This is a genomic window from Pedobacter sp. (genome assembly GCF_041645105.1).
Classification (GTDB): domain Bacteria; phylum Bacteroidota; class Bacteroidia; order Sphingobacteriales; family Sphingobacteriaceae; genus Pedobacter.
Map to the genome: position 1 here is coordinate 45,205 of NZ_JBAZQQ010000012.1, position 12,300 is coordinate 57,504.

The following is a 12,300-nucleotide window of genomic DNA, read 5'->3' on the forward strand; positions in this document are numbered from 1 at the left end:
TCAAAGTTATGAAAAATTATACTTTTAACTTAGGCTGTCTGCATATGCGGCTGCCGAACAAAATGCTATTGGTTATGAAAATAACAACCATTTTGCTTTTAACGCTAATAATGCAGGTAAGTGCCAGTACTTACGCACAAAAAATCAGCCTGCAAAAAGACAACATAAGTCTTAAAGAGCTATTTAGAGAGATAAAAAAACAAACCGGATATAATGTGGTCTGGAAATCTCAACAGCTGGAGAATACAACTCCTGTTGATGTGAATTTTAAAAATGCAGAACTGAGAACTGTATTGGCACAAGTACTTAATAAACAACGCCTAAACTTTACAGTCAAAGATAATACGGTAGTTATTAGGAAAGTAGAACAGAGTTTAGTGCATAATGTACTTAATAAAGCTACTATAACAATAACAGGTAGGGTAACCGATGAAAATAATGGTCCTCTTCCCGGAGCAAGTATTAAAGTTAAAGGAAGCACCAGAGTGACATCAACCAATTCAGATGGTAATTATACCCTTACTGATGTTCCGGAAAATGCCATGTTACAGATTTCTTTCATTGGTTATATTGCAGTTGAAGAGCCTGTTAAAGGTCGCAAAACCATAAATGTTAAATTAACGCCTGAGCTGCAACAACTGGAACAGCTTGTAGTTGTAGGCTATGGTGTACAAAAGAAAGTAAATCTTACGGGAGCAATTGACCAGGTAGGAGCAGAGGTATTTGAAAACAGACCGATGCCCAATGTAACAAGAGGATTGCAAGGAACAATTCCTAATCTTAATATCCGTATGGCGGATGGTAAACCAACAAGAGGTGCTACTTTTAATGTTCGTGGAACAACAACCATTAGCAATGAAACGGACCGTAGTGGTGGTGGTGCCTTGATATTAATAGATGGAATTCCAGGGGATCCGGATTTGTTAAACCCTAATGATATTGAAAATGTAACTGTCCTTAAAGATGCTGCCTCTGCAGCTATATACGGCGCCAGGGGAGCTTTTGGAGTTGTTTTAATTACAACAAAATCATCTAAAGAAGGTAAAGTAAAGATTCGTTTCAATAGCAGCTATACCCTCAATCAGCAAACAGCAAAACCCGAGATGGTTTGGGATGGTTATACCTGGGCAAAAATGTTTCTGGAATCATTTCAAGCCTACAATGATTATACCTCAACGCCAACAGGGGTCAACAATGCTTTTCCATTTAATCTGGATTACCTGGATGATTATCGTAAGAGAGCTGAAAGTCCTGAACTCGGACTACCAGAAATAGATATTAACCCATCTAATGGAAGATATCGTTATTTTGGAAGCACCAATTGGTTAAATGAGCTTTACAGAAATACATCTCCAGGTACAGAACAGAACATCAGCTTGTCTAGCGGAACTGAAAAGCTTAACTATTATATCTCAGGACGCTATTTTAAGCAAAATGGGATTTATAGATACAATCCGGATGACTTTAATAAATACAACTTTAGAGCTAAAGTGGAACTTAAGGTTAACAATTGGTTGAAGCTGACGAATAATCTCGATTTTTCTGCATTTGATTATAAAGAGCCTAGAAATTCAATTTATAACAATCATATTCTAAGAAACTTAGCAGATCAGGGTTTTCCCATGGCTGTTATGTATAATCCTGACGGAAGCTTAACTCAACATGCTGCATTTACAGTGGGTGACTTTAAAACCGGGAACAGCAACAAAAAAGAAGGTGAGAATATGTTGAGGAATACTGTTGGGTTAAAAGCAAATCTGCTGGATAATAACCTAAATATCAATGCAGATTTTACTTTCATGAAGCGTAATAATAAACAACAGACCCAGCTTTATCCTGTTACTTATAGTAACTCTCCTGGAGTCATGGAAACTGCAGGTAACAATTACCTGGAACAATACCGTGTTGATGAGCAGTATTATTCTAATAATGTATACGCTGATTATAAAAAGGAAATTAACAAACATTATATCAAAGGAATGATTGGGTATAATGTCGAATATTCATCAACCAGAAATAACCGTTTAAGACGTGATGGGCTGCTGAATCCCGAACTTCCGGACTTTAGTTTAATGGACGGACTAAATTATACTACCACAGGTGGGGGTAAAGATTGGGGTATTTTCGGGGCATTTTACAGGTTCAATTACATTTACGACAATAGGTATTTGTTTGAACTTAATGGACGTTACGACGGTTCATCCCGCTTCCCTGCTGATCAGCGTTTCGGATTCTTCCCTTCTGCTTCTGCAGGTTGGAGAGTTTCTGAAGAAGCTTTTATGAAACCATTGAAAAATTGGGTAGATAACTTTAAAGTAAGAGCTTCTTATGGAAGTCTAGCCAATGGAGATATCAAAGATTATTTGTTCTTAACGACTATGGGGACATCTAAATCAGGGATGATCCTGGATGGGGTATTTCCTTCACAAATTGGACAGCCAGACGTATTACCTGCTAAATTAACATGGGAAACTTCAACAACTTTAGATCTGGGAATAGACCTAAATCTATTTAAAAATCGCTTTACGTTTGTGTTTGACTGGTACAGCAGACAGACTACAGATATGTTTACGCCTCTACAGCCATTACCTAGGACTTTTGGGGCTACAGTACCTAAAGGTAATAATGCAGATCTGGAGACAAAGGGATGGGAACTTACACTTGGCTGGGCTGATAAGATCAATACCAGTAAGCCAATTGGATATAATCTTCGTTTTGTATTGTCTGATCAGTCGTCTTATATCACAAAGTTCAATAACCCTACAATGAGTCTGGGAGGTGAAGGTTATTATAAGGGAATGAGATTAGGCGAAATATGGGGATATACTACAGAAGGACTTTTTCAAAATATAGAGGATATCAGGAACCATGCTAATCAAAGCTATATCAGAACTTCTCAAGGAAACAATTACTTGCCAGGAGATATCAAGTTTTTAGATCGTAATGGAGATGGAGTTATTAATGATGGGAAGAATACTGTAACTGATCCAGGCGATAGGTCGATTATTGGAAACGATCAGGCCAGGTATACTTATGGTGTAAATCTGGGCTTAACCTGGAACAACTTTTCATTTGATGCGTTTGTTCAGGGAGTCGGTAAAAGGGATTGGTGGCCAAGTACTGAAGCAGGATATTTCTGGGGACAGTATAACCGTCCATATGGGTTTCTTCCGCAACATATTATTGGTAACTACTGGACAGCAGACAATCCGGATGCTTATTTCCCAAGATATAGGGGGTATCTGGCACAAAATACGAATGGAACCCTACGTAATACTCAAACAAGATATTTACAAGATGCCAGCTATGTCAGACTTAAAAACGTAACTATTGCTTATAACCTACCGAAAGCATGGTTAGCAAAAGCAAGTATCTCTGGCGCCAGGGTTTTTGTAAATGGTCAGAATTTATGGACTTACTCTCCAATGTATAAAATCACTAAAAACTTTGACCCCGAGGTTATAGAAAAAGCTGATCCGGATATTAATGTAAATAATGGCGACGGATACCGTTACCCTATGCTTAAGAACTTCACATTCGGAATCGATATAACATTATAGTAATAACCATAAAATCAAAACATGATGAAAAAAATATATATGCTTTTCCTCTTGCTTCCTTGTTTATGGGGTTGTAAGAAAATATTTGACCTTAAGCCGGTCGACAAAATGACCCCTGAAACGGTTTTTAACACTGAAAAGGGTTTGGAGTTGTATACCAACTCATTTTACAATGCTTCGCAAATATTTCCGCAGGCAGATCAGATTTACAAACATGATTTTACAAGTGATAACCTGTCTGACTTAGGAGCGGTAAATAATGTGTCTACTTACCTGCAAAGCGGTTTCGACTCAAATCAAGCTTCGGGTTGGGATTGGGGCCCATTAAGGAACATCAATTACTTTCTGGAAAATTATAATAATCCATCCATCAGTCAGGAAGCCAGAAATCATTATGGAGGTTTAGCACGTCTTTTTAGAGCCTGGTTCTATTATAATATGGTTAAAAAGTTCGGGGATGTGCCTTGGTACAGCAAAACATTAAGTGATACAGATCCTGACCTTTATAAAGCTCGTGATCCTCGTAAATTAGTGATGGACTCTGTTCTTGCGGATCTCAATTTCGCATGTACCAATATCCGTGTGGCTAAAAATACATCTTCATCCCGTATCACCAGGAATGTCGCCCTGGCATTGAAATCAAGAATATGTTTGTTTGAGGGGACAATGAGAAAGTACCATCCTCAGCTTCAGCTGAGTGGTAGTGCAAACGACTTTTTAAGGGAAGCAGCAGATGCTGCGGATAAAGTAATGACTAGTGGTATGTATAAAGTATATAATACCAATAACCCGGCAAAGGATTACAGAGCATTATTTGTTAGTGAAAATCCTGTTACTGATGAAGTGATGCTTGCTGTAGTTTATAACAATACCTTAAGAAGATGGCATTCATCAAACTGGTGGTTTACGAGTGCAACATATGGTTCGAGATGGAGCCTGACTAAAGATTTCATTAACTCTTATCAGATGTTGAATGGTGCGCGCTTTACCGAACAATCTGGATATGCAACAATGAACTTTATGCAGGAAACACAGAATAGAGACAGAAGGTTGGAACAAACCATCAGAATGGGTAATTATGCCCGAAGTAATGGTACACTTGCTGCGACTGATTTTGGTTATTCTTATACAGGTTATCAACCTATAAAATATACTCTGGATGATTCTGGTCTGGATGGAAAGGCAGAAAGCTATAACTCAATTCCAGTGGTACGTTATGCAGAGGTTTTATTGAACTATGCTGAAGCAAAAGCAGAACTGGGTGAATTTACTTCAGCAGAATGGGATAAAAGTATTCGTTTACTTCGTCAGCGTGGCGGGATTACCAATGCCGTGATGCCAGCCAGTATGGATACCTATTATCAACAGGAGTTTTTCCCGGGTATTACAAATTCTGCAATTATTGAAATCCGCAAAGAACGTGCAATTGAATTGGTTGCTGAAGGTTTCAGGTACTATGATCTGATTCGTTGGAAAGCAGGGAACCTTTTACAAAAACCATTCAAAGGAATGTATGTGCCAGCAATGAATACTACTATGGATCTTAATAGTGATGGCAAACCAGATGTTTCATTTGTAACAGCAAGGCCTTCAAATCCTGTTGCAGGTGTTGTTTACTATATCATTAATGGAGGTTCATCACAATTGACTGAAGGAACAAAAGGCAATTTGTTGTGGCTAAGTAATGTAACTAAGGTATTTGACGAAAGAAGATATTTTTATCCTATTCCATTAGATCAGGTAGTATTAAGTGGAGAAAACGTTAAACAAAACCCAGGTTGGTTACCATTAACTCCTTAATCAAAATATATTATGAATCGGAATTTATTTAGAATATACACATTGTTATTGCTTTCGATAGCAATGTTTAGCTCCTGTAAAAAGGTATACGAAAAACAAGAGAAAAAATCGCTGGTGCCTTTTTATTATGCAACGTACAATATTCGGACTGACACAGATACCGATGTTGATAATCCCTGGACGGCAAGGCGTGAGCTGATTGCCGATATGGTGGTAAAGCATGGTTTTGAACTTTTTGGGATTCAGGAAGGAAAAGATAATCAAGTGGCAGATCTTGCAGCACGTTTACCTCAGTTTAAACACTTTGGAGCAGGTAGGAACAATGGACTCACCGGCGAGCATGTAGAGATTTTTTATCGTAACGATCTATTTGAAGTTTTAGAAACCGGTGACTTCTGGCTTTCACCTAAACCCGAAAGTCCAGGGCCAGGATGGGATGCTTCGCTAAATAGAATATGTACCTGGGGTAGGTTTAAACAATTAAGTACGGGGACTGAATTTTATGTTTTCAATACACATATTGATCATCAGGGGGCACAGGCACAAAGAGAAAGTACAAAATTGTTGCTAAACATGATTCCTAAAATAGCGGGTAATTATCCAGCATTATTGAGCGGTGATTTTAACTATGATCAGAATGGAGATAATTATAGAACACTTAATACCTCCTCAATTTTAAGGGACTGTTATACCAGAGCAGAAAATCCAAACGCTCCGAATGGAACACTAAATCTATTTGATATCTATCGTAAAACTAAAGCACGAATAGACCATGTATTCATCACCCCACAATTTAATGTAGAACAGTATGATATTTTGATCGATACCTATAATGGTAAAATACCTTCTGATCATTATCCTGTACGTGTAAAACTAAGTATGTAATAATTAAAAAGATAAGAACATGTTAAACAAAAATATATTTATAGTAATTATTGCACTGGCATCAACAGTTGCATTTGGTTGTAAAAAGATCTATCAGGTAGAAGAAGTACATACTTATGAAACCGTAGAAGAAAAGCCTGGTGGTGGTAATGCCGGTGGTAATGATAATGAAATCAGGGTAATGTCTTATGATATCAATTATACTAACAGAGCATTTAAAGGAACCAACACGGGTGTTTTAGATATCGAAGCTGTTGCAGATGTTATTAATAGCAATAAAGCAGATGTGGTATGTATGCGTCAGGTTGATAAGTTTACTACCAGGGGACAAATGGATATTGATCAGGCTTCAGTGCTCGCAAATCTTACCGGGATGAAGTATTTTTATGCACCAGCCCGTACAGTGAGTGGTGGAGAAACTGGTAATGCTGTATTAAGCCGTTACCCAATTCTCGAATCTGAAAATATGAAGCTGTTTACAGAAGGTAATGATGAGGCGCGTTGTGCCGCAATTGTTGTTTTAGATCTGGGGAGTGGTAAAAAAGTGAGAGTTGTTTCGACTCAGTTAGAGTTTGCTAAAGAAGCAAGCAGACTCAAAGAAATAGAGGAGTTGAAGATTAGAATTAAGACTGATGACATGCCATCAATCCTGGCGGGAAATATGACTGCCAATGTGGGTACAACATCGTTTAATAAATTAACTGAGGCATTTGTCCTCTATACCACAGAAACGCCTCTTGCTACTTTCTCTTATCCAAACCCGACGACTGTCAGTGATTATATTTTTTATTCATCTGAAGCACATTTTAAAGTAGCCAACTTTTATATCGCTGGATATACACCAAATAGGCATGTCCCATTGATTGTGGATTTCGAACTGAAATAAAAAAAGATCCAAAACAAAATGGCCTCATAGTTTCGAAACTATGAGGCCATTTTGTTTTGGATCCTGTCTTAAAATTTACCTGTTATGATATAGTTCTTTTCAGAAAGCAACCTGATCTCCTGCTTTTTCTTGATTTGATAAAGACTGTCTGGATAATAGGATAGGGTATCTGCAGAGCTGTAAAGCATGTTGTTCGTCCTCATAAGAATCTTGATACCTTGTACTTTTTCACCTCTTTTTGTAATCAATACTTCCTTTACCGGAACTTTTTTATCATCTGAGGTGTAAACTTCCTGTTCCATGTTTTTTTCAATATGGAATAATCCTTTCCATGCACTGCGGTTTATATCAGCCTCAGAAAATACAGAAAGCTCTTTTTCCCAATCTCGTATTTGAATCTTCTTTGTTTCTGAACTTTTATTTACCATCACGGTTTTCGTAAATACAGGATTTCTTTTATTAAGTCGCAGAGCCTCTTTTTCAAAATATCCTTTAAGATCAAAATAACTTAAATCGTTCTTTTGGCTTTTTTCAGCCGGGTTACAGCCTGAAAAAACCAAAAGAATGACTGGTATTAATAGAGTTCTTCTCATTAAACCAGGCTGTTTCCGGTCATAATTGCCGGTTTAGGAATACCCATTATACTTAAAATAGTAGGAGCAATATCACCAAGTTTACCATCCGCAATAGATGTATAAGCTGCATCAATGAGGATACAAGGAACAAGGTTTGTAGTATGCGCGGTATTTACAGAACCATCATTATTCACCATATATTCAGAGTTACCATGATCTGCAAGGATAATGAATGAATAACCATGCTCAAGTCCTTTTTTTACTACAATTTCTGCACAGCTATCAGCCGTTTCAACTGCTTTAACAACAGCTTCAAAAACACCTGTGTGCCCAACCATATCCGGATTGGCGAAGTTTAAGCATACAAAATCTGGCCATCCGCTTTCCAGCTCTTTACAGATTGCCTCAGTAATACCTGCAGCACTCATTTCCGGCTGTAGATCGTAGGTAGCCACTTTCGGAGAAGGAATCATAATTCTCTTCTCTTCTTTAAATTCCTGCTCTCGGCCTCCAGAAAAGAAGAAAGTAACATGTGGGTATTTCTCTGTTTCTGCAATGCGGATTTGTTTTTTATGATACTTTTCAAGCACTTCACCCAACGTTTCAGAAAGATCGTCTTTAGTAAACATCACCTTTACATCTTCAAAATTCTCATCGTATGTGGTCATGGTTACATAATAAAGAGGAAGCTTGTGCATGCCAAAATCAGGATAGTCATTCTGAGTCAATACTGCAGTAATTTCACGTCCACGGTCTGTTCTGTAGTTAAAACAAATAACTACATCTCCAGGCTGTATTGTGGCTACAGGTTGTCCGTTATCCTGAGTTACAACAAGTGGTTTAATAAATTCGTCAGTTATTCCATCCTTGTAAGATTGCTCAATAGCTGTTGCGGGATCACTGGTTGGTTGTCCTATTCCGTTTGTCAATAGGTCGTAAGCCAGTTTTACACGTTCCCAGCGACTATCCCTGTCCATTGCATAATATCGCCCAATTAAGCTGGCTATTTTTGCAGTAGTATGTTCCAAATGATGATCAAGGTCTTTAATGAAATTCAGGCCAGAATTAGGGTCCGTATCTCTGCCATCCATAAAAGCATGTACAAAAATATCCTTTAAGCCTTGTTCTGTCGCTGCATCACATAATGCCTTTAAATGGTTAATATGAGCATGAACACCACCATCAGAAGTTAATCCGATAAAGTGAACAGCCTTGTCGTTATTTTTAGCATAATTAAAAGCATCAATCAAAGTCGGATTTTGGAAAAGACTCCTGTCACTTATTGCTTTATTTATTCTTCCTAATTCCTGATATACAACTCTGCCTGCACCAAGGTTCATGTGTCCTACTTCAGAGTTACCCATTTGTCCCTCAGGTAAACCTACTGCTTCGCCAGATGCTTCCAGTTTTGAATTAGGGTAATTTCGAATTGCAGCATCAAAAAATGGGGTATTGGCCGCATAAGCTGCATCAGAATTATCTTGTTTTCCGTATCCCCAGCCGTCAAGAATTAATAGTACTACTTTTTTGTTGTTCATCCGTGGTTCGCTTTGTTTTAATGTGTCATTGAACAATAGCAAATATAAGTCTAATCAATCTTTTTTTTGAACCAAAAACTGTTTCGTTATCATTTTATGATCTATTAATGGCATAATTTGTGTGAAGTTATTATATTAGCTGTACAGAGATGATAAAGCCCCTACTATTTTTATTCGTATTTTTAACGCATTCTTCCTCCTCTTATACGCTTCAAGGCGATATTATAGACAATTTGTCTGTACATTTTAAAGCCGGTAATGCAAAAGAGATCGCAGCCAATTTTTCTTCCAGTGTAGAATTAATCATCATCGATGATGAAGATGTATATTCTAAAGCACAGGCAGAACAGATCTTAAGAAACTTTTTTACTAAGTATCCGCCTGTTAAATCGACAGTGATTCACCTGATTAATACCAATCCTAATTTCAGGTTTGGGATACTTTCCCTGCATACAAAAAATGGAAAATTCAGGGTTTCTATTACAATGAAAAAATCGGCCAATGCTTTTTTTATAACAGAATTAAGAATAGAGCCTGATAAATAATAGTAAAAATGCTATTTTTGGGTTTAAATATTAATTTTGGATAAACTAATCATAAATCAATTCATAAAAAATGCTATTTCTGAAGACCTCGGTGATGGCGACCACACTTCACTTTCAACTATTCCTGCTAATGCACAAGGCAAAGCCAAACTGCTGATTAAGGAAGACGGAATTATTGCAGGGGTAGAACTGGCACAGGAAATTTTTAAACAAGTTGATGCTAATCTTCAGATAGAGGTATTTATCAATGATGGTGCAGCTGTAAAATATGGCGATATTGCTTTAACTGTTTCGGGAAGTTCTCAATCTATTCTCCTTGCAGAGCGTTTGGTATTAAATTGCATGCAGCGTATGAGTGGCATCGCTACCAAAACAAATCATATTGTTCAATTGCTTTCTGGATACCATACACAATTATTAGATACACGTAAAACTACACCGGGATTAAGATATCTTGAAAAATGGGCAGTCCGTATTGGTGGTGGAGTTAACCATAGGATTGGTCTGTATGATATGATCCTGATCAAGGATAATCATGTGGACTATGCTGGTGGTATCGCAAATGCGATAAATGCTGCGAATCAATATTTAAAAGAAAAAAACAAGCAATTAGAAATCGAGATTGAAGTAAGAAATCTTACAGAGTTGGGAGAGGTACTTGATTCTGGTAATGTGAACAGGATTATGCTCGATAACTTTAGCTTTACGGATCTAAAAGAAGCTGTTCGCTTGATCGATAAAAAATATATTACAGAAGCCTCAGGGGGCATCGTAGAAGAGAATGTTACGGAGTATGCAGCCTGTGGTGTAGACTATATATCAATGGGCGCATTAACACATTCAGTTAAAAGTTTAGACATGAGTTTAAAAGCCGTTTAGGTTATGATTTCTATCTATTCTATCTCGGCAGTGCTTTTGGCCTATTTGTTTGGCTCTATACCAACTGCAGTTTGGTTGGGACAGGCATTTTATGGCGTTGATGTAAGGGAATACGGAAGTGGAAACGCTGGTGCAACCAATACTTTCAGGGTGTTGGGTAAAAAGGCAGGTATTGCTGTAATGACCATTGACATAGCAAAAGGTTATACTGCAACCAAATTAGCCTACTTTATAGGACTATCTGTTACAGGGCCTCAGCATTCTGCCCAATTTGTAAATTACGAGCTTGCACTGGGTGTTACCGCAGTTATGGGGCATTTGTTCCCAATATTTGCAGGCTTTAGAGGTGGAAAGGGGGTGGCAACACTTTTTGGAATGATTTTGGCAGTTAACTTTCCGGCAGCAATGCTTTGTGTTCTGGTATTTATAACCGTATTATTACTTACAAAATATGTTTCATTAAGCTCAATATGCGCAGGTTTTACATTTCCTTTAAGTATTGTGTTTGTGTTACATTCTTCTATAAAGTCGGAAGTCTTATATGGAATGTGTGTATGTGTACTGATTTTAGTTACGCATCAAAAAAATATAGAGCGATTATTAAAAGGCAGAGAATCCAAAGTGTACCTGTTTAAAAAGAAAACTAATTAAACTTAAATCATGAAGCGAATATTAATTGTAGGTGTAACCGCTATTGGGTTAGCCTTATCGTCTTGTTCAACTGTTCCACTAACAGGAAGAAGCAGGTTAAATCTGGTTAGTGATGATCAGGTTTTGCCAATGGCATTTCAGGCATACAATGAATTCCTCACCGAAAATAAGGGGGCTGTATTATCTGCATCTAATGCTGAAGCATCAAGAGTGAAAATGGTAGGTAACAAACTGATTGCCTCTGTTAAAACTTATATGAATAACAACAATTACGGAGATCTGATTAAAGATTATAAGTGGGAAGTAAATGTTGTACAAAGTAAAGAATTGAATGCCTGGTGTATGCCAGGTGGAAAAATTGTTGTCTATACAGGAATTTTACCTGTTACTAAAGACGATGCAGGTTTGGCTACTGTGATGGGACATGAGATTGCCCATGCTATTGCTGGTCATAGTGCAGAACGTATGTCGCAGGAAATGGTTTCTCAAGGAATTGGAGCAGCAGGTAGTGTAGCTTTGTCCAAGAACCCTAAATCGCAATCTTTGTTCAATACCTTGTATGGTGTTGGGACACCTTTAATGATGCTGAAGTACTCACGTAATCAGGAGTTAGAGGCTGATAAGCTAGGATTGATCTTTATGGCAATGGCAGGTTATAACCCTCAAAATGCTGTGGCATTCTGGCAAAGGATGTCTGCTGCTTCTGCAGGAAGTCAGAAGCCAGCCGAGTTTTTAAGTACTCACCCAAGTGATGCTACGCGTATTGCTCAAATACAAAGAGCTATACCTGAAGCTCAAAAGTATTTGAAAAAATAATTCCTTTTAAATAAGATAAATGGAAGGCTGCCTGAAAATGGACTGCCCCCAAAAGTTTAGACAAATTTAGTTATTAGATTTGTTATAATGAGCCCGATATTCCATCGGGCTCATTCCATTTAAATTCAATTTTAATCGTTCGTTATTGTAGTAACAGATATAATC

11 protein-coding genes are annotated in these 12,300 nt (G+C 37.6%); 8 read left to right on the top strand and 3 right to left on the bottom strand.

Going from position 1 to position 12,300, the window contains the following annotated elements:
• The first annotated feature begins 74 nt into the window (after positions 1-74).
• From WC623_RS23950 to WC623_RS23965, 4 genes are read left to right on the top strand one after another with little or no spacing between them, the layout of a single operon-like run.
• Positions 75-3,560 carry a TonB-dependent receptor gene (locus WC623_RS23950; RefSeq protein WP_372855951.1) on the top strand — a complete coding sequence of 1,162 codons (3,486 nt, stop codon included), beginning with the start codon at positions 75-77 and terminating at the stop codon, positions 3,558-3,560.
• A 21-nt stretch (positions 3,561-3,581) separates the two neighbouring features.
• A complete protein-coding gene (locus tag WC623_RS23955) occupies positions 3,582-5,360 on the top strand; it encodes a RagB/SusD family nutrient uptake outer membrane protein (RefSeq protein WP_372855953.1) in 1,779 nt (592 codons plus the stop codon).
• A gap of 12 nt (positions 5,361-5,372) precedes the next feature.
• Positions 5,373-6,245 carry an endonuclease/exonuclease/phosphatase family protein gene (locus tag WC623_RS23960; RefSeq protein ID WP_372855955.1) on the top strand — a complete coding sequence of 291 codons (873 nt, stop codon included), beginning with the start codon at positions 5,373-5,375 and terminating at the stop codon, positions 6,243-6,245.
• 19 nt (positions 6,246-6,264) lie between these two features.
• Positions 6,265-7,131 (top strand): endonuclease/exonuclease/phosphatase family protein, encoded by an 867-nt coding sequence (locus tag WC623_RS23965; RefSeq protein WP_372855957.1) that lies wholly within the window; start codon positions 6,265-6,267, stop codon positions 7,129-7,131.
• A gap of 68 nt (positions 7,132-7,199) precedes the next feature.
• Here the strand turns inward: WC623_RS23965 and WC623_RS23970 are convergent, their stop codons facing one another.
• Both WC623_RS23970 and gpmI read right to left on the bottom strand, forming a co-directional pair.
• A complete protein-coding gene (locus tag WC623_RS23970) occupies positions 7,200-7,724 on the bottom strand; it encodes a hypothetical protein (RefSeq protein WP_372855959.1) in 525 nt (174 codons plus the stop codon).
• Complete coding sequence (gene gpmI / locus WC623_RS23975; RefSeq protein ID WP_372855961.1) at positions 7,724-9,244, bottom strand: 2,3-bisphosphoglycerate-independent phosphoglycerate mutase; 1,521 nt, start codon at positions 9,242-9,244, stop codon at positions 7,724-7,726. Before gpmI ends, WC623_RS23970 begins: the two co-directional genes overlap by 1 nt.
• Before the next feature lie 149 nt (positions 9,245-9,393).
• Between gpmI and WC623_RS23980 the strand changes: the two genes are divergently transcribed.
• Genes WC623_RS23980 through WC623_RS23995 form a run of 4 tightly spaced genes read left to right on the top strand, consistent with a single transcriptional unit; the run spans position 9,394 to position 12,135 of the window.
• Positions 9,394-9,789: a DUF4783 domain-containing protein gene (locus WC623_RS23980; RefSeq protein WP_372855963.1), complete on the top strand. Its 396-nt coding sequence runs from the start codon at positions 9,394-9,396 to the stop codon at positions 9,787-9,789.
• A 36-nt stretch (positions 9,790-9,825) separates the two neighbouring features.
• On the top strand, positions 9,826-10,668 hold the full coding sequence (gene nadC / locus WC623_RS23985) for a carboxylating nicotinate-nucleotide diphosphorylase (RefSeq protein WP_372855965.1): 843 nt from the start codon (positions 9,826-9,828) through the stop codon (positions 10,666-10,668).
• 3 nt (positions 10,669-10,671) lie between these two features.
• On the top strand, positions 10,672-11,319 hold the full coding sequence (plsY, locus tag WC623_RS23990) for a glycerol-3-phosphate 1-O-acyltransferase PlsY (RefSeq protein ID WP_349785984.1): 648 nt from the start codon (positions 10,672-10,674) through the stop codon (positions 11,317-11,319).
• 9 nt (positions 11,320-11,328) lie between these two features.
• Complete coding sequence (locus tag WC623_RS23995) at positions 11,329-12,135, top strand: M48 family metallopeptidase (protein WP_349785985.1); 807 nt, start codon at positions 11,329-11,331, stop codon at positions 12,133-12,135.
• Between the two features lie 66 nt (positions 12,136-12,201).
• Here the strand turns inward: WC623_RS23995 and WC623_RS24000 are convergent, their stop codons facing one another.
• The gene (locus tag WC623_RS24000; protein ID WP_372854749.1) at positions 12,202-12,294 is read right to left on the bottom strand and encodes an IS3 family transposase; all 93 of its coding nucleotides are present in this window, start codon (positions 12,292-12,294) and stop codon (positions 12,202-12,204) included.
• Between the last annotated feature and the right edge of the window lie 6 nt (positions 12,295-12,300).